Here is a 16,488-nt window from a genome sequence, read left to right as displayed (position 1 = left end):
AACCTTGCTCCCCTCCCGACCCGCCGGCAACGACGCCCGCCCGTGGCGTCGGTCACGATTCAGGAACCGATTCAGAGTCCGTTCCGCGACGGGCCTGATCCACGAGCCGGTCTCGTGTCGGCGATGGGCGCCGACCTCGTCTTCACGACGGCCGACGCCCACCCGATGTGCGCGGAATGCGGAACGCTCAGCCGCGCACGCTGGTGACGGTCAGCTGGTTGCCGAACGGGCTGACGTCACCGGCACACCCGAACTGGTCGGTCATCGGCAGGTACAGCGGTGCGGTCTCGTCCGGCGGGAACACCTTGATGCCCCACACCGGCGTCTTGTGGCACACGTCCGGGTCGAAGTTGTCGACCTGGGCGAATCCCACCACGGACACGGCGGTCGACCCGTGCGCCACGGTGAGCAACGGACCGGGATCGCCGACGCGCACCGCCGCCGCGCCGACCTGGTTGCCGTTCGAGTCCACATAGGACACTCCGGGGAACCCGCGCAGCGCGCAGGCGGTGATGCCCCGGTTGACGAGCAGTACTTCCCGATAGGTGGTGCCCGCCGCGCCGTCGACCCGGCCGAACTCGATGTCCAGGTCCACGGAGGTGCACGTGGCGGCTTGGGTTTCGACGGGTTGCGCGGTCGCGGTCCCGCCGGCTAACAGCAACGCCGTGGCGGCCACGGCGGCACTGACAAATCTCATCATCACGATCTCCCCCGAGATTCGTTCGTGAACGGAATTCCCGTCCGTAACGAAGGACGTGTCGCGCATCACAGGGGTTGCGTCGGATCGCCCGCCACTGGGGGTGGAATTGCCGAGCGGGGCTCGAGAACCGGAGCGGGGGCCGGGCCGTGCCCGGTTTCACACGACCGGTGGTCCCTCGTTCTGCTGGAGCGCGGCGGCGGTCCGGCGGAGCGCGCAGGGCGCCCGTGGAGTGACCGTGAAGAGTTCCCTGGATCAAGCAGGTCGAAACCGTCCCGGATCGAGTGACGTACTGACTCGATCTCGTACTCGATTCCGAAAAGGAGCTCGCACCGACAGTCACGATCCGGGTGGTCCTCATCACCACGCAGGCGGTTTCGCGCACGCGCGGAAACCCGTACGGTCGCGGGATCGTTTAGGTGCCGCAAGTGCCTTGCCAGGTAAAACCTGCTCGGGAGGTCAGGATGTCGGAGACGACGAACATCGCGTTGCCGTCGATGCGCGTGTCTTACGAACAGGGTTCCCTCACGGAGGGCGATCTCGCCCCCACCTGGCACGAGCAGTTGCAGCTTTGGCTGGACCAGGCCGCCGGGGCCGGTCTGCCGGAGCCGAACGCGATGGTGCTGGCGACCTCGGACCCCGAGGGCCGGCCGTCGTCCCGGACCGTCCTGGCCAAGGGCCTGGACGCGCGCGGGCTGGTGTTCTTCACCAACTACACCTCCGCCAAGAGCCACGACCTGATGGCCACCCGCTACGCGTCCGCGACGTTCCCGTGGTTCGCCATGCAGCGGCAGGCGCACGTGCGCGGCACCGTCGAGAAGGTCGGCCCGGAGGAGACCGCCCGCTACTGGCAGAGCCGCCCGCGCGGCTCGCAGCTGGGCGCCTGGGCCTCCCCGCAGTCCCGCGTGGTGACCGGCCGCACCACCCTGGAGAGCGCGCTGAACAAGATCGAGCGGCAGTTCGCGGACGCCGACCGGGTACCCGTGCCGCCCCACTGGGGCGGCTGGCGCATCCGGCCCGAAGAGGTCGAGTTCTGGCAGGGCCGCCGCGACCGGATGCACGACCGCCTCCGCTTCCGCCTCGGCCGCGACGGCTGGGAGCTCCAGCGCGTCGCCCCCTAGCGCTCCGGCGGCACCACCTGCCCGGTCTCCGCGATCGTCTGGTGCGGAAGGGTTCCGGGCGTTCTTCGACGGCCGACATCGGCGAGTCCGGTGTCGGCCGCGGCATGAGCGGGCAGTCGGCGTCGGTGTGCCGGGGGAGAGGCTGACCCCGCACCGGCGGGGTCGTGGTCGGGAAGTGGCCGAGGTCTCGAAAAGGTCTCGGCGAAGAAGTTGTTAGTTGTCCTACGCTAACCAGAGTGAGACGTCTGCTGGGCAAGGTCGCGATCGACACCCGTCCGTTGAAGGTGTCGGCGTACCGGCGGCTCTGGCTGTCGACCGTGGTGACGGCCATCGGCAGTCAGCTGACGGCGGTCGCGGTGCCCAAGCAGGTGTACGACATCACCGGTTCGTCCGGTTGGGTCGGTGTCTCGGCGGGTGTCGCACTGGTGCCGCTGCTGGTGTTCGGGCTGTGGGGCGGCGCGGTCGCCGACGTCGTGGACCGGCGGAAGCTGTTGGTGGTGACCAACATCGGGATCGCGGTCACGTCGGTGCTGCTGTGGTTGCAGGCCGCCTTCGACGTGCGGTCGGTGTGGATCGTCATCGCGCTGCTCGGCCTGCAACAGGTGTTCTTCGCCGCCAACGCACCCGCGCGGTCGGCTTCGATCGCACGGTTGGTGCCCGCGGAGATGCTGCCCGCCGCGGTGGCGCTCGGGTCGACCGTGATGATGTTCGGCGGCGTGTTCGGCCCGATGCTGGCCGGTGCCCTGATGCCGGTGGTCGGGCTGTCGACGCTGTACCTGGTGGACGCGGTGGCGTTGACGCTGACCATCTGGGCGGTGTGGAAGCTGCCGCCGATGCCGCCGCTCGACGGGGTGTCGCGCAGGCCGGCGGTGGCCGATGTGCTTGCCGGGTTCAGGTACCTGGCGGTGCAGAAGATCCTGCTGGCCTCCTTCCTGCTGGACATCATCGCGATGGTCTTCGGCATGCCGCGCGCGCTGTTCCCGGAGATGGCCGAGAAGACGTTCGGCGACCCGGCCGGCGGCGGTCTGGCGCTCGGCTGGCTGTTCGCGGCGATCCCGTTGGGCGCGATGCTGTGCGGCCTGCTGTCCGGCTGGACGTCGCGGGTGTACCGGCACGGCGTGGGCGTGGTGGTCGCGATCGTGGCGTGGGGCCTGGCGATGGTCGGCTTCGGGATGTCGCACGCGCTGTGGCTGGCCGTGGTGTTCCTGGCGATCGGCGGCGCGGCGGACATGATCAGCATGGTGTTCCGCAGTGCGATCCTGCAGACGGCCGCGACCGATGAGATGCGCGGCCGGATGCAGGGGGTGTTCATCGTCGTGGTCGCCGGCGGGCCTCGCCTGGCCGACCTGCTGCACGGGACCACGGGAGCCGCCATCGGCCCCGGCGCCGCCACCGCTTGGGGCGGTGTCGCGGTGGTGGTCGCGACGGCCCTGGCGGCGGTGGCGATCCCGGCGGTCTGGCGTTACCGGTTCACCCCTGAGTCCGTCGGAGGAACCGCGTCCACGAGGTGGCCGGGAGGCTGATCGTCGGGCCGGGGTTCTTCGAGTCGCGGGCCAGCACCCGGTCGGAGCTGTGCCCGACCTCGACGCAGTTCGCGGTGCTGTTGCTGTAGGAACTCTTGCGCATCGGGCCGGAGTTTCCGGGGGCCCGCGCCACTTCGACGCAGTTGGCAGTGTCAGCGCTACGAGAACTCTTACGCCACAGGGTCATGGATTCATGGTTCCACGCGGTACGGATGACGGGGCGGCACCGGTTCACCCCTGAGTCTGTCGGAGGAACCGCGCCCACGAGGTGGCCGGGAGGCTGATCGTGGGGCCGGGGTTCTTCGAGTCGCGGGCCAGCACCCGGTCGGAGCTGTGCCCCACCTCGACGCAGTTGGCGGAGCTGGCACTGCGAGAACTCTTACGCCACAGGGTCATGGACCCATGATTTCACGCGAGACGCTTCAAGAACTCCACTGTCTCGACTGGTGTGTAGGCAAGTTCCCGGAGTGACGACCAGGTGGTTTCGAAGACCTCGATCTGTTCGGGCTCATCGAGGAACAGACTGGAGATCTTGTTCTCCAGAAGCACCAGGCTCGCCTCCTCGTCGTACTCCAGGATCACGAACGCGCCGGTCATCGCCGAGTGCACTTCGGCGTCGGCCGGCAACACCTGCACAGTGACATTCGGTAGTTCTGCGGTGTCCAGCAAGTGCCGTACCTGACGGGCATGTGCTCCGGGGCCTCCGAAGCGGCGTTCGATGGCGCTCTGCTCGATGATCGCGTGCAGTCTCAGCGGATCTGAGCGGCTGAGCATGCCTTGGCGCGCCTTCCTGCTGGCGACCAGGGCTTCGATCTCGTCGGCAGTGAGGTGGTGCCCGGTCGCCTTGATGATCGCGTTCGCGTACTCCGTGGTCTGGAGGAGGCCAGGGATCATCATCGGCTCGTAGAAGAGCAGGCCGTTGGCTTCCTCTTCGAAGTCGGCCCACGTCTGCCAGTCTGCTCCCGGCAGGTTGGCGTTGTTGATGCGCAGCAGGCCGCGCTGTTCGGCGTGCCGGGCGAGGTCCAGCAGGTACACCCGCTGCTTCTTGGTGACGCCGTAGAAGTCGAGCAGTTTTTCCACGTCATCGAGGTAGATGCCGCTGTCTGCGCTCTCCACCCGGCTGAGCTTGCTGCCCGACATGTCCACCGCCTTCGCCACGTCGGCCCCGGTCATGCCGGTGGCGCGGCGCAGCTTGCGGAGGGTGATCGCGAGGCGGCGAGAGCGGACCGACGGTCCGGGACGGCGTGCCATGGCTCCACCGTAAGACCGTGCCTGTTTCAACGAAAGTGTGGTCACTCGATCGTGTAGTTGAGTGAACCAACGCAAGCTTGCCATTATTCGGTCATGAACCAAGAGCGGATCATCAAGCTGGACGAGCCGAAGCGGGACTGGGTGTTGCGGTGCGAGGGGACCGCCAACAAGGTGTTCGAGCTGGGGGTGAGCCTGGGGACCGTCGAAGTCCACCTGCCCCTCGGGGTCGACTGCATCCGGCTGGAACTCCAGCAGATCGTCGACTTCCGGTCTGCCTTGGACGAAGCCATCGAACGGGCCGAGGCGGACCTGCAAGCCGGCTGCGGCCCGCGGTGAGGGCCGGCGGCCGGCGGCCAACATCAAGGTTTGCCCAAGCCTCAGCAGTTCGACTACCCGGCCCGCATGTGATCCGGCACACTCATCCGGCATGGCGGAAGCGACGAGCGCACCGGCGCAACCCGAACCGGAACTGAAGCGGGCCATCGGCCCGAAGCTCCTGTTGTTCTTCGTGGTCGGTGACATCCTCGGCACCGGCATCTACGCCCTCACCGGCAACGTCGCGGGCAAGATCGGCGGCGCGCTGTGGCTGCCGTTCCTGATCGCCTTCGTGGTGGCGTTCCTGACGGCGTTCAGCTACCTCGAACTCGTCGGCAAGTACCCCCGCGCGGCCGGCGCGGCGCTCTACACCAACCGGGCCTTCAAGATCCAGTTCCTGACGTTCATGGTCGCGTTCGCGGTCATGAGCTCGGGCATCACCTCCGCCTCGTCCGCCGCGCTGGCGTTCGGGAAGACCTACCTCCAATCCGTCATCCAGGAGTTCTTCTCCGACACGTTCACCGTCTCGGCGACGCTGGTCGCGATCCTGTTCATCGCCGGGCTCGCGGTCATCAACTTCCGGGGCGTGTCCGAGTCGGTCAAGGCCAACCTCGTCCTGACCTGCATCGAGCTGTCCGGCCTGGTGATCATCATCGCGATCGGCGTCTACGCCATCGCGTCCGGGGACGGCGACCCGAGCCGGCTGACCCAGGTGGACCCCGCGCCCGGTCAGTCGGCCCTGGTCGCCATCACCTCGGCCACCGCGCTGGCGTTCTTCGCGATGGTCGGGTTCGAGGACTCGGTCAACATGGCCGAGGAGTGCCGCGACCCGGTGCGGATCTTCCCGCGCGCGATGCTGTGGGGCATGGTCGTGGCGGCGATCATCTACGTGCTGGTGGCGATCACCTCGTCGCTGCTGATCCCGGCCGACGAACTGGCCACGGCCGGCAGCTCGGCGCTGCTGCGGGTGGTCCAGGTCGGCGCGCCCGGCTTCCCGCTGTGGGTGTTCTCGCTGATCGGCCTGTTCGCGGTCATCAACTCCGCGCTGATCAACATGCTGATGGCGAGCCGGCTCATCTACGGGATGTCGCGGGAGCGGATCATCCCGAAGGTGTTCGGGGCCGTGCACCCGTTCCGGCGGACGCCCTGGATCTCCATCATCTTCACCAGCGGTGTCGCGATCATCCTGGTGTCGACCACCGACATCGCGAAGCTCGGCGGCACGACCGCGTTGCTGCTGCTCATCGTGTTCACCATCGTCAACATCGCGGTTCTGGTGCTGCGCAGGGAGAAGGTGGACCACAAGCACTTCCGGGCACCGACCTGGGTGCCCGTGCTCGGCGCCATCACCTGCGCGTACCTGGCGAGCCCGCTGTCCGGGCGGCCCGCCGACGACTACAAGATCGCCGTCTACCTGCTCGCCGCCGGCCTCGTGCTGTGGGTGATCAACCGCTTCGTGCACGGCAAGGTCGAGTTCGACGCGGAGAAGCTGGCCAAGTGACCGCTACGCCATAGCCCGCTACGACGTAACCGCTACCCGGCGTGGTGGAGCTGGTGATGCCGCAGCTCCGCCACGTCGTGGGCGCAGAACACGTCCACCCGGTCGCCGTGGTCGCGCACGAGTTCGCGCAGTCGGTCCTGATTGGACAGTCGCAGCTCGCGGATCGTCTCCATCTTCTGCTGCATGAGTTTCAGGCCCGGCGTGACGGTGGGCGGGGTGTCCTTCTCACCGTGGAAGAAGTACGCGTCACCGGCGTGCAGCAACCACCGGTCACCGGTGTCGACGGCGACCCCGGTGTGCCCTCGGGTGTGGCCGATCAGCGGCACGAGCAGGATGTCCGGGCGCAGTTCGCGGACGCCGTCGAACCCGAACCACCGCTCGCCGGTCGGTTCGTGCGGGGCCCAGTCGGCGCCGTCGAACTGGGCACGGGAGTAGCGGGGGTTGTCGGCGTCGGCCAGTTCTTCCGCCAGGACGTGGACCTTGGCCCCGGGGAAGTCGCGCACACCGCCGGCGTGGTCGACGTCGAGGTGGGTCAGCACGACGTGCCGGACGTCCTCGGGCCGGTGACCCAGCTGTCGGACCTGGTGCCACGCGGTCTCCGTCTCGCTGAGGACCGGCTGGCACAGCCGGCGGAACCGGCTGGGCAGGGTGGCGGCCGGGTCGCGCACGTCGTGCAGGCCCATGCCGGTGTCGACCAGGACCAGTTCGTCGTCGGTCTCGACCAGCAGGCAGTGGCAGACGAGTTCGGCGCGGCGCAACACCGACGCCCGCCCGTCGACGAGCTTCCCGCTGAACGGCCGCATGGTGCCGCAGTTCAGGTGGTGGACCTTCATCCGGTTGGCCTTCCCAGGAGGGCACCGAGGCGTGCGCCCACGGCGTGGAGGGGGGACAGGTCGCGGCGGGTGCGGGCGAGCAGGACCGCGCCTTCGATGGCGGCCAGCACGACGGTGGCCAGTTCGTCGGTGGCGGCTTCGCCTGGCGCCGATTGGTGTGCGGCCGGTTCGTCCGTGCCCGCTTCGCCCGCGGCCGGTTCGTCCGCGACGTGCCGGTTCAGGTGTTCGGCGATGATCCGCTGCCACGAGTCGTAGACGTCCGCACAAGCTTCCCGGATCGGTTCGCTGTCGGCGCTCGCGTCCAAGGCGACGGTCGCGATGGGGCAGCCGTGCTTGAAGTCCGACCGCTCCAGGTTCTCGCCGAGCAGGGCCAGCGCCTGGTTGAGCCCTTCCACCGGGTCGTCGGTGCCGCTCAGGACGGCCTCGAGCGCGGTGCGGAGATCGTCGCCCGCCAACGCCACCGCTTCGACGGCCAGTTGCTCCTTGCCGCCGGGGAAGTGGAAGTAGAGCGACCCCTTCGGCGCTCCGCCTTCCGCCAGCACCTGGTTGAGACCGGTCGCGTGGTAGCCCTGCGCGTGGAACAGGTCGGCGGCGGTGCGGACCATGCGCTCACGGGTGTCGGTGCGGCGCGGCATGATCTTAATATACAGACTGGTCTACTACAGGCCAGGCACCTTCCCCGGAGGCCCGGTGCGTCCTTGTGGTGGCTGCGGACTCCGGTGATCGGCGCACTGCCCGGGCTTCCCGGCGGTGGAAGGATGGCGGCCATGCTGGAGATCGCCCACGGCGCGGCGCGCGCCGTCATCCGACCTGACGGTGCGGGACTGAAGTCTTTCGAGGTCGGTGGTGTGCCGTACCTGGAGACGTACGACGACGAGCCGCCGATGGGCAGTGGCGCGGTGCTGGTGCCGTGGCCGAACCGGACGGCCGGCGGGCGGTGGGTGCTGGACGGCGTCGAGCAGCAGTTGGAGATCACCGAACCCGACCGGAACAACGCGATCCACGGGTTGGTGCGGCGGGCGATGTGGAACGTGGTCGAGCACACCGGGTCGTTGGTGTCGCTGGAGGTGCCGGTCGCCGGGTTCGGGTGGCCGGTGGAGCTGAAGACCTCCATCACGTACGCGTTGGACGACAACGGGTTGACCGTGTCGCACGCGGTGCACAACGTGGGCTCGGCGCGGACGCCGTTCGGGGTCGGGACGCACCCGTACCCGCGTGCGGGGGCGTCCCTGACCGACGAGACGTCGCTGTCGTTGGCGGCCACGACGGTGCTCCCGCTGGACCCCGGGACGATGATCCCGTCGGGACCGGCCGTGCCGGTCGAAGGCGACTACGACTTCCGGGTCGCCAAGCTGCTCGCAGGCGTCGAACTCGACACGCCTTTCGGTGGCTGTGAGCCGGTGGACGGCCTGGTGCGGCACGTGTTGCGCGGCCCCGGTGGCGCGGTGGAGGTGTGGGGCGACCCGGACTTCAAGTGGGTGCAGGTGTACACGCCCGGCAACTACCCCGGTCGTGGCCGGGCGGTCGCGATCGAGCCGATGACGTGCCCGCCGGACGCGTTGAACTCGGGTGTCGACCTGTTGTGGCTCGATCCGGGCGACTCGTGGGCGGGCCGCTGGGGATTGCGCCCGCTGGACTAGGTGTTAGCGTCGCTGAGCATGAACGTCGCGATCACGGGTGGTTACGTCGTCCCGGTGTCCGGGGATCCCGTCGAGAACGGGACCGTCCTGATCCAGGACGGCAAGATCGTCGCGGTCGGCGCGGACGTCACCGTGCCGGACGGCGTGCCGGTCGTGTCCGCCGACGGCGGCTGGGTGCTGCCCGGGTTCGTGGAGGCCCACGGCCACCTCGGCGTGCACGAGGAGGGCGAGGGCTGGGCGGGGCAGGACACCAACGAGATGACCGACCCCAACGGGGCACGGCTGCGCGCGTTGGACGCCATCAACCCCGCCGACCTCGGTTTCGCGGACGCCCTCTCGGGTGGCGTCACCACGGCGGTGGTCAAGCCCGGCTCCGGCAACGTGATCGGCGGGCAGACCGTCGCGGTGAAGTGCTGGGGCCGCACCGTGGACGACATGCTCGTCCGCGAGCCGGTGAGCGTGAAGAGCGCGCTGGGCGAGAACCCGAAGCGGGTCTACGGGGACCAGAAGAAGCTCCCGTCGACCCGCCAGGGCGTCGCGGCCGTCATCCGGGACGCGTTCACCAAGGCGCAGGACTACGCGGCGAGGAAGGCGGCGGCCGAGGGGCCGTTCGACCGGGACACCACGCTGGAAGTGCTGTCGCGCGTGCTGGACGGCTCGCTGCCGTGGTCCCAGCACTGCCACCGCGCGGACGACATCGCCACCGCCCTGCGACTGGCCGAGGAGTTCGGCTACCGGCTCATCGTGAACCACGGCACCGAAGGTCACCTGATCGCGGACCTGTTGGCGGAACGGGAGGTCCCGGTGATCATCGGCCCGCTGTTCGCCACCCGCTCGAAGGTCGAACTGCGCGGCCGGTCCCTGCGCACGCCCGGTGTGCTGGCGCGGGCCGGCGTCGAGATCGCGATCACCACGGACCACCCGGTGGTGCCCATCCACTTCCTGGTGCACCAGGCGACGCTGGCGGTGAAGGAGGGGCTGGACCGTGCCGTGGCGCTGGCGTCGATCACCGTGAACCCGGCCCGGATCATGGGCTTGGACGACCGGGTCGGGTCGTTGCGGCCCGGCCTGGACGGCGACGTGGTGATCTGGTCCGGCGACCCGCTGGACGTGATGAGCCGGGCGCTGCGGGTGTTCGTGGACGGCCGCGAGGTCTACCGGTACGCCGACGGCGAGGGCGTGGTGGAGAGCCCGTTCCACCGGGAATCCTGAACGCCCGTGGACGTCGTCAGGTCACGATGACCGCGTTCGTGCGCCGGCTCGGACGAAGTCGGCGTCGCGCGGGCCGCCCCGGAGGTGTCAGCGGCGGAGTTCGCGGCCGATGACCAGGCGCTGGATCTGGTTGGTGCCCTCGAAGATCTGGAGCACCTTGGCCTCGCGCATGTAGCGCTCCACCGGGAAGTCACGGGTGTAGCCCGCCCCGCCGAGCACCTGCACGGCGTCCGTGGTGACCTTCATGGCCGCGTCGGTGCAGACGAGCTTCGCGATGGCCGCCTGCCGGGTGAACGGCAGGCCGCGGTCCCGTCGGCGGGCGGCGGACAGGTAGGTGGCGCGGGCCGACTCGACCGCCGCCGCCATGTCGGCCAGCATGAACTCCAAGCCCTGGAAGTCGATGATCGCCCGGCCGAACTGGGTGCGCTGCTTGGCGTACGCCACCGCCTCGTCCAGCGCCGCCTGCGCCAGCCCCACCGCGCACGCCGAGATGCCGAGCCGGCCGGAGTCCAGAGCGGACAGTGCGATCTTCAGGCCGTCGCCCTCGTCGCCGATCAGCCGGTCGCGGTCGATCCGCACGTCCTCGAACCGGAGTTGGGCGGTGATCGAGCCGGTGAGGCCCATCTTGCGCTCCGGCGCGGCGGCGGTCAGGCCCTCGGTGTGGCCGGGTGCGAGGAAGCAGCTGATGCCCTTGCCGCCGGTGTCCGCCGTGCGGGCCATGAGGGTGTAGAAGTCGGCCGCGCCCGCGTGCGTGATCCACGCCTTCGTCCCGTTGACGACGTAGTGGTCGCCGTTGAGCACCGCGCGGGTGGTCAGCGCGCCGGCGTCGGAGCCCGCCTGGGACTCGGACAGGGCGTAGCCGCCGAGTCGGTCGCCTTCCACGATCTCCGGGAGCCAGCGGTCCTTCTGGGCGTCCGTGCCGAACGTCGCCAGCGCGTAGCTCGACATCACGTGCACCGAGAGCCCCACGCCGACGGACATCCACGCGGACGCGATCTCCTCCAGCGCCTGCAGGTAGACCTCGTACGGCTGCTCGCCGCCGCCGAACCGCTCCGGGTACGGCAGCCCCAGCAGGCCGCTCTTGCCGAGCAGCCGGAACTCGTCCCTCGGGAAGCGCTCCTGCTCCTCGGCCTCGGCCGCGTGCGGGGCCAGCTCGTCGCGGGCGATCTCCCGGACCAGGGCCAGCAGGTCCTCGGCTTCGGTGGTGGGCAGCAGGCGCTCGGCGGGCATCGTCGACCTCCGGGACGGCTCGGGCTGCCGGTCAAGGGCAGCGTACTGACAGCAGTACTGTAGGACGTACGGCAGTACTGTCGCCAGGGTCTGTGACAGAGTCGTGCCATGACCTCGATCGCGCGCAGAACACTCACGCCCCGGCAGGTCGACCTGCTCGGCCGGCTGGAGGCGCTGGTGCTCGCCGAGGGGTTCGCGCACTTCACGCTGGACGACCTCGCGGCCCGCCTGCACTGCTCCAAGTCCACCCTGTACGCGCTCGCGGCGAGCAAGGAGCAGCTCGCGGTGCGCGTCGTCGGCCGGTACTTCAAGGGCGCGGCCGAACGCATCGAGCAGCGGGTGGCCGAGACGCACGACGTGCGCGCCCGCGTCGGCACGTACCTGGCGGCTGCGGCGGAGGAGCTGCGCCGGGCATCCGGGCAGTTCATCGCGGATGTGTCGGCCTTCGCGCCGACCCGGTCCACCTATGAGCGCAATGCCCGTGCCGCCGCCGAGCGGATCCGCTCGTTCATCCAGGAGGGCGTCAAGGACGGCGTGTTCCGCGAAGTCCATGCGACCCTCATCGCCGAGATGGCGGGGCTGCTCATCGAAGGCATCCAGACCGGTGTGCTGACGCGGCGCGCGGGAGTGTCCGACGCCGAGGCGTTCACCGCCCTGGGTGAACTACTGCTGGACGGGCTGCGCAGAGAACGGAGCCAGGCGTGATCGTCGTTGCCGGTGAGGCCCTGGTCGACCTCGTACCCACGGCGGAGGGCAACCTCGCGCCACGGCTCGGCGGCGGCCCGTACAACGTGGCCGTCGCCGCCGGGCGGCTGGGGGCGCCGGTGGGCTTCCTGTCCCGGGTGTCGACCGACCTGTTCGGCGACCGCCTGCTGGACCGGCTGCACACCGCGAACGTGCGCACCGACCTGGTGCAGCGCGGACCGGAGCCCACGACGCTGGCCGTGGTCGGCCTCGGCGAGGACGGCTCCGCGCGCTACTCGTTCTACGTGGAGGGCACCGCCGACCGGCAGGTGACCGATCCGGGACCGCTGCCCGCCGACGTGCGAGCGGTGTCCTTCGGCACGTTGTCACTGGTCCTGGAGCCGGGGGCGAGCACGTACGAGCGGGTGCTGTGGCGGGAGGCGGAACGGGGCGCGCTGACCGTGCTGGACCCGAACATCCGCGCCGGCCTGATCCACGACCCACCGGCCTACCGCGACCGGTACGACACGTGGCTCGCGCACGTCGGCCTGCTGAAGGTCTCCGTCGACGACGCCCGGTGGCTGGTCGACCTGCCCGGGGACGCGTCCGAGGACGAGGTGCTCGACGTCGTGCGCGACTGGCAGAGCGCCGGCCCGGCGGCCGTGGTGCTCACCCGCGGTGGTGACGGGCTGGCCGTGCTCACCGGTGGTGGCGAGGTGATCCGCGTCCCACCAACCCCGGTGGCGGTGGTCGACACCATCGGCGCGGGCGACACCGTGCAGGGCTCGCTGCTGGCGTGGCTGCACGAACACGACGCGCTGTCCACCGAGGCCGTCCGCGGCATGGACGGCGGGAAGTGGGCCGAGGCGCTGGCCTACGCCGGTGCGGCGGCGGCCATTACCTGCTCCCGGGCCGGAGCGGAACCGCCGTTCAAACGCGAGCTGGAGATGACCTAGCTCTCACCCGGCGTGAGGTGGAGAAACACGGCGAACGGGCTACGGTGGGGGATGCGCGCTAGCCACCGTGCATCCGAGTGATGCCGGTCCCACCTCGCAGAATCGGTTCACGCCGCGGCTGTGGAGCGGGTTGGCCGCCGACTAGCGTGGCACAACTGACAGGACCCCAACGGGGTGGTGCTGCGGTGCGGGACGCCTCACGTCCGCGCACGCGCGTGCGAGAACCCGCACGAGGCCACCCCGCCCTAGCGTGAGAGGGACTCTGAATGCCCGACGCGACGACTGCGCCGAACGACACCCGTACCGTCGCGCTGCGCCATCAGGGCGGAGAGCACGAGATGAAGGTAGTACCGGCCACCGAGGGTGCGCCCGGTATCGATCTCGGCAAGCTCCTGGCCACCACCGGCCTGGTCACCCTGGACAGCGGCTTCGTGAACACCGCGTCCTGCTCTTCCGAGATCACCTACATCGACGGTGACGCGGGGATCCTGCGCTACCGCGGCTACCCGATCGAACAGCTCGCCCAGCGCTCGAACTTCATCGAGGTCAGCTACCTGCTCATCTACGGCGAGCTGCCGACGCAGGCGCAACTGGACGAGTTCTCGTCCAAGATCAGCCGACACACCCTGCTGCACGAGGACCTGAAACGGTTCTTCGACGGCTTTCCGCGCGACGCGCACCCGATGCCGGTGCTGTCCTCCGCGGTGTCCGCGCTGTCCACGTTCTACCAGGACAGCCTGAGCCCGTTCGACGCCAACCAGGTGGAGATCTCCACCATCCGGCTGCTGGCCAAGGTGCCGACCATCGCGGCCTACGCGTACAAGAAGTCGGTCGGCCAGCCGTTCCTCTACCCGGACAACTCGCTGGGCCTGGTGGAGAACTTCCTGCGGATGACGTTCGGCTTCCCGGCCGAGCCCTACGACGTGGACCCGGACCTGGTCCGCGCGCTGGACCTGCTGTTCGTGCTGCACGCCGACCACGAGCAGAACTGCTCCACGTCGACGGTGCGGCTGGTGGGCTCGTCCGAGGCCAACCTGTTCGCCTCCATCTCGGCCGGCATCAACGCACTGTTCGGCCCGCTGCACGGCGGCGCGAACAGCGCGGTGCTGGAGATGCTGGAGAAGATCCGGGCCGAGGGCGGCGACGTCGACTCCTTCGTGCGCAAGGTGAAGAACAAGGAGGACGGCGTCCGCCTGATGGGCTTCGGCCACCGGGTCTACAAGAACTACGACCCGCGCGCGGCGATCATCAAGAAGACCGCGGACGAGATCCTCGGCAAGCTCGGCGCCGACGACCAGCTGCTGGACATCGCCAAGAAGCTCGAGGAGACGGCGCTCGCCGACGACTACTTCATCGAGCGCAAGCTGTACCCGAACGTGGACTTCTACACCGGTCTGATCTACCGGGCCATGGGCTTCCCGACGAAGTTCTTCACCGTCCTGTTCGCCCTGGGCCGGCTGCCCGGCTGGATCGCGCACTGGCGCGAGATGATCCAGGACCCGGCCACCAAGATCGGCCGCCCGCGGCAGATCTACGTCGGCTCCCCGGAACGCGACTTCGTGCCGCTCGACCAGCGCTGACGTCCACGACCCGAGCAAGGCCCGTGCCCCGGTTCCCGGGAGCGCGGGCCTTCGTCGTGGGCCTCCTCCGGTCGTGGGTTCCCGTCGTGCGAGGCGGTCCGGCGGCTCCTAGGGTCGGCTCGTGGACTCCTCTACCGTCGTCTGGTTCCGCCGCGACCTGCGGGTCGCCGACCACCCCGCGCTGCTGGCGGCGGCGGAACGGGCGCAGCGCGGCCTGGCCCTGTACGTTCTGGACCCCCGCCTGCTGAAGGTGGCCGGGCGGCCCCGCGTGGAGTTCATGTTCCGGTGCCTGCGGTCGTTGGACTCCAGGCTCGGCGGGCGGCTGATGGTGGTGTCCGGCGACCCGGTGGAGGTCGTGCCGTCGGTCGCGCGATCCGTCGGGGCCGCTTCGGTCCACGTCTCCGCCGACGCCGGTCCCTACGGGCGTGAACGGGACGCGGCCGTGGCGGAGAAGGTGGAACTGGTCCGGGTGGGATCGCCGTACGCGGTGGCGCCGGGTCGTGTGCTCAAGCCCGACGGGACGCCGTACCGCGTGTTCACGCCGTTCTACCGGGCGTGGCAGGAACACGGGTGGCGCGAGCCCGCCGACACCGACGAGTCCACTGTGGAGTGGATCGAGCCGGACAGGTCCGAGGAGCTGCCCGCGGGCGAACCGCTGCCCGACGTGGCCGCGCTGTGGGAGAGGTTCCGCGACGAGCGGCTGCCCGACTACGCCCGTGACCGCGACCGCCCCGACCTCGACGGCACGAGCCGGTTGTCGCCCTACCTCCGCTGGGGTGTGCTGCATCCCCGCACCCTGCTCGCCGACCTCGGCGGTGACGAGGGCTCGAAGACGTTCCGGTCCGAACTGGCCTGGCGGGACTTCTACGCCGACGTCCTGTGGCACCAGCCGGAGTCGGCGCGGCGCAACTACGACCAGAAGTTCGACCGCATGGAGCTGGATGCCGACCGGGAGCGGTTCGAGGCGTGGTGCGCGGGCCGTACCGGCTACCCGTTCGTGGACGCCGGGATGCGGCAGTTGCTCGCCGAGGGCTGGATGCACAACCGGATGCGGATGGTGGTGGCCAGCTTCCTCGTCAAGGACCTGCACCTGCCGTGGTGGTGGGGCGCCCGTCACTTCATGAAGCACCTGGTGGACGGGGACCTGGCGTCCAACCAGCACGGCTGGCAGTGGGCGGCGGGCACCGGTACCGATGCCGCGCCGTACTTCCGCGTGTTCAACCCCGTCACCCAGGGCGAGAAGTTCGACCCGAACGGCGACTACGTGCGCAAGTACGTGCCCGAGCTGCGCGGCATCCCAGGCAAGGCGGTGCACCAGCCGCGCGACCCGATCGTCGACCACGCGCACGAGCGTCAGGTGGCCCTCGCCCGCTACGGGGCGATCAAGAACTAGCACGCCTCTCACACCTCCACCAACGCCGCCACCTCCGCGCCCTTCACCCCGACGGCGCCTCGGCGCACACCTCTGCTCTCGTGTTCTCCCCGTATGGCCTGCGCGCAGCGAACCGCGCTTGTCCTTGGGGTGCAAGCACGCTTTTCGCTTGCGCCCCAAGGACAAGGGTGGTTGTCTTTGACCAGGCCATGCGGGGAGAACACGACGCCCTTCGTTTTTCCTCCCCGGAGGTCTGCCCAGCGGCGAGCGTCGCTTTTTCTTTGACCGGCAGCGATCCAGCACCAGGTCGCCGACCGCTCTGGGCCCGGAAGATCGAACCAGTCGGTGACCGCTCTGGCTCGAAGGACTTAAAAGAGTCCTCGCCGGACGGGCAGACCACCAAGGAGTGGGGAAGTGCTTCGTGCCCTCCCCGTACGGCCTGCCGGAGGCAACCACCCTTGGGTTGGTGGTGCAAGCGGTGAAGCGTGCTTGCACCACCAACCCAAGCGCGGTCGGGCTTCGCCCAGGCCGTACGGGGAGAACACGAAGCACACGTGTGCGCAGGAGCGCGGC

At 69.5% G+C, this 16,488-nt stretch carries 17 protein-coding genes; 10 read left to right on the top strand and 7 right to left on the bottom strand.

Annotated features, from left to right (window positions below; genetic code table 11):
* Positions 1 to 187: 187 nt before the first annotated feature.
* On the bottom strand, positions 188 to 697 hold the full coding sequence (locus FHS29_RS15215) for a DUF4232 domain-containing protein (RefSeq protein WP_184691285.1): 510 nt from the start codon (positions 695 to 697) through the stop codon (positions 188 to 190).
* Between the two features lie 464 nt (positions 698 to 1,161).
* Between FHS29_RS15215 and pdxH the strand changes: the two genes are divergently transcribed.
* Positions 1,162 to 1,818, top strand: coding sequence for a pyridoxamine 5'-phosphate oxidase (gene pdxH, locus FHS29_RS15210; protein ID WP_184691284.1), 657 nt, complete (start codon positions 1,162 to 1,164; stop codon positions 1,816 to 1,818).
* A 236-nt stretch (positions 1,819 to 2,054) separates the two neighbouring features.
* A complete protein-coding gene (locus tag FHS29_RS15205) occupies positions 2,055 to 3,341 on the top strand; it encodes an MFS transporter (RefSeq protein WP_184691283.1) in 1,287 nt (428 codons plus the stop codon).
* Here FHS29_RS15205 and FHS29_RS15200 read toward each other — a convergent pair.
* Genes FHS29_RS15200 through FHS29_RS15190 form a run of 3 tightly spaced genes read right to left on the bottom strand, consistent with a single transcriptional unit; the run spans position 3,289 to position 4,592 of the window.
* Positions 3,289 to 3,528: a DUF397 domain-containing protein gene (locus FHS29_RS15200; RefSeq protein ID WP_221455990.1), complete on the bottom strand. Its 240-nt coding sequence runs from the start codon at positions 3,526 to 3,528 to the stop codon at positions 3,289 to 3,291. The genes FHS29_RS15205 and FHS29_RS15200 overlap by 53 nt on opposite strands.
* 44 nt (positions 3,529 to 3,572) lie before the next feature.
* The gene (locus FHS29_RS15195) at positions 3,573 to 3,737 is read right to left on the bottom strand and encodes a DUF397 domain-containing protein (protein WP_184691281.1); all 165 of its coding nucleotides are present in this window, start codon (positions 3,735 to 3,737) and stop codon (positions 3,573 to 3,575) included.
* A 12-nt stretch (positions 3,738 to 3,749) separates the two neighbouring features.
* Entirely contained in the window at positions 3,750 to 4,592 is an 843-nt protein-coding gene (locus FHS29_RS15190) for a helix-turn-helix domain-containing protein (protein ID WP_184691280.1), read from the bottom strand.
* A 93-nt stretch (positions 4,593 to 4,685) separates the two neighbouring features.
* Between FHS29_RS15190 and FHS29_RS15185 the strand changes: the two genes are divergently transcribed.
* Both FHS29_RS15185 and FHS29_RS15180 read left to right on the top strand, forming a co-directional pair.
* Positions 4,686 to 4,928: a hypothetical protein gene (locus tag FHS29_RS15185; protein WP_184691279.1), complete on the top strand. Its 243-nt coding sequence runs from the start codon at positions 4,686 to 4,688 to the stop codon at positions 4,926 to 4,928.
* 91 nt (positions 4,929 to 5,019) lie between these two features.
* A complete protein-coding gene (locus tag FHS29_RS15180; protein WP_184691278.1) occupies positions 5,020 to 6,408 on the top strand; it encodes an APC family permease in 1,389 nt (462 codons plus the stop codon).
* 32 nt (positions 6,409 to 6,440) lie between these two features.
* Here the strand turns inward: FHS29_RS15180 and FHS29_RS15175 are convergent, their stop codons facing one another.
* Both FHS29_RS15175 and FHS29_RS15170 read right to left on the bottom strand, forming a co-directional pair.
* Positions 6,441 to 7,241, bottom strand: coding sequence for an MBL fold metallo-hydrolase (locus FHS29_RS15175; RefSeq protein WP_184691277.1), 801 nt, complete (start codon positions 7,239 to 7,241; stop codon positions 6,441 to 6,443).
* On the bottom strand, positions 7,238 to 7,876 hold the full coding sequence (locus tag FHS29_RS15170) for a TetR/AcrR family transcriptional regulator (protein ID WP_184691276.1): 639 nt from the start codon (positions 7,874 to 7,876) through the stop codon (positions 7,238 to 7,240). Before FHS29_RS15170 ends, FHS29_RS15175 begins: the two co-directional genes overlap by 4 nt.
* Positions 7,877 to 8,008: 132 nt before the next feature.
* On the opposite strand from FHS29_RS15170, the gene FHS29_RS15165 reads away from it, so the two are divergent.
* Complete coding sequence (locus FHS29_RS15165) at positions 8,009 to 8,881, top strand: aldose 1-epimerase family protein (RefSeq protein ID WP_184691275.1); 873 nt, start codon at positions 8,009 to 8,011, stop codon at positions 8,879 to 8,881.
* An 18-nt stretch (positions 8,882 to 8,899) separates the two neighbouring features.
* On the top strand, positions 8,900 to 10,093 hold the full coding sequence (locus FHS29_RS15160) for an amidohydrolase (RefSeq protein WP_184691274.1): 1,194 nt from the start codon (positions 8,900 to 8,902) through the stop codon (positions 10,091 to 10,093).
* An 87-nt stretch (positions 10,094 to 10,180) separates the two neighbouring features.
* On the opposite strand, the gene FHS29_RS15155 is transcribed toward FHS29_RS15160, so the two are convergent.
* A complete protein-coding gene (locus FHS29_RS15155; protein ID WP_184691273.1) occupies positions 10,181 to 11,323 on the bottom strand; it encodes an acyl-CoA dehydrogenase family protein in 1,143 nt (380 codons plus the stop codon).
* Positions 11,324 to 11,431: 108 nt separating this feature from the next.
* On the opposite strand from FHS29_RS15155, the gene FHS29_RS15150 reads away from it, so the two are divergent.
* The 4 genes from FHS29_RS15150 to FHS29_RS15135 all read left to right on the top strand — a co-directional run bounded on the left by FHS29_RS15150 (position 11,432) and on the right by FHS29_RS15135 (position 15,936).
* Positions 11,432 to 12,028, top strand: a complete 597-nt coding sequence (locus tag FHS29_RS15150; protein ID WP_184691272.1) for a TetR/AcrR family transcriptional regulator — start codon at positions 11,432 to 11,434, stop codon at positions 12,026 to 12,028.
* Positions 12,025 to 12,963 carry a carbohydrate kinase family protein gene (locus tag FHS29_RS15145; RefSeq protein WP_184691271.1) on the top strand — a complete coding sequence of 313 codons (939 nt, stop codon included), beginning with the start codon at positions 12,025 to 12,027 and terminating at the stop codon, positions 12,961 to 12,963. The genes FHS29_RS15150 and FHS29_RS15145 overlap by 4 nt, the downstream gene beginning before the upstream one ends.
* Before the next feature lie 266 nt (positions 12,964 to 13,229).
* Positions 13,230 to 14,543 (top strand): citrate synthase, encoded by a 1,314-nt coding sequence (locus tag FHS29_RS15140; protein WP_184691270.1) that lies wholly within the window; start codon positions 13,230 to 13,232, stop codon positions 14,541 to 14,543.
* Positions 14,544 to 14,664: 121 nt separating this feature from the next.
* Complete coding sequence (locus FHS29_RS15135) at positions 14,665 to 15,936, top strand: cryptochrome/photolyase family protein (protein ID WP_184691269.1); 1,272 nt, start codon at positions 14,665 to 14,667, stop codon at positions 15,934 to 15,936.
* Positions 15,937 to 16,488: the final 552 nt, after the last annotated feature.

The sequence above is a fragment of the Saccharothrix tamanrassetensis genome, from assembly GCF_014203665.1.
GTDB lineage: Bacteria > Actinomycetota > Actinomycetes > Mycobacteriales > Pseudonocardiaceae > Actinosynnema > Actinosynnema tamanrassetense.
The sequence above is the reverse complement of the archived record's forward strand: the minus strand, read 5'-3'. Positions and strand labels throughout refer to the sequence as shown.

What these genes read in the sequence shown, in the direction of transcription:
- FHS29_RS15190 (WP_184691280.1), bottom strand. Translation starts at nt 4,592, where the DNA reads ATGGCACGCCGTCCCGGACCGTCGGTCCGCTCTCGCCGCCTCGCGATC.
- FHS29_RS15155 (WP_184691273.1), bottom strand. Translation starts at nt 11,323, where the DNA reads ATGCCCGCCGAGCGCCTGCTGCCCACCACCGAAGCCGAGGACCTGCTG.
- FHS29_RS15185 (WP_184691279.1), top strand. Translation starts at nt 4,686, where the DNA reads ATGAACCAAGAGCGGATCATCAAGCTGGACGAGCCGAAGCGGGACTGG.
- FHS29_RS15140 (WP_184691270.1), top strand. Translation starts at nt 13,230, where the DNA reads ATGCCCGACGCGACGACTGCGCCGAACGACACCCGTACCGTCGCGCTG.
- FHS29_RS15215 (WP_184691285.1), bottom strand. Translation starts at nt 697, where the DNA reads ATGAGATTTGTCAGTGCCGCCGTGGCCGCCACGGCGTTGCTGTTAGCC.
- FHS29_RS15200 (WP_221455990.1), bottom strand. Translation starts at nt 3,528, where the DNA reads ATGACCCTGTGGCGTAAGAGTTCTCGTAGCGCTGACACTGCCAACTGC.
- pdxH (WP_184691284.1), top strand. Translation starts at nt 1,162, where the DNA reads ATGTCGGAGACGACGAACATCGCGTTGCCGTCGATGCGCGTGTCTTAC.
- FHS29_RS15180 (WP_184691278.1), top strand. Translation starts at nt 5,020, where the DNA reads ATGGCGGAAGCGACGAGCGCACCGGCGCAACCCGAACCGGAACTGAAG.
- FHS29_RS15175 (WP_184691277.1), bottom strand. Translation starts at nt 7,241, where the DNA reads ATGAAGGTCCACCACCTGAACTGCGGCACCATGCGGCCGTTCAGCGGG.
- FHS29_RS15195 (WP_184691281.1), bottom strand. Translation starts at nt 3,737, where the DNA reads ATGACCCTGTGGCGTAAGAGTTCTCGCAGTGCCAGCTCCGCCAACTGC.
- FHS29_RS15160 (WP_184691274.1), top strand. Translation starts at nt 8,900, where the DNA reads ATGAACGTCGCGATCACGGGTGGTTACGTCGTCCCGGTGTCCGGGGAT.
- FHS29_RS15150 (WP_184691272.1), top strand. Translation starts at nt 11,432, where the DNA reads ATGACCTCGATCGCGCGCAGAACACTCACGCCCCGGCAGGTCGACCTG.
- FHS29_RS15170 (WP_184691276.1), bottom strand. Translation starts at nt 7,876, where the DNA reads ATGCCGCGCCGCACCGACACCCGTGAGCGCATGGTCCGCACCGCCGCC.
- FHS29_RS15165 (WP_184691275.1), top strand. Translation starts at nt 8,009, where the DNA reads ATGCTGGAGATCGCCCACGGCGCGGCGCGCGCCGTCATCCGACCTGAC.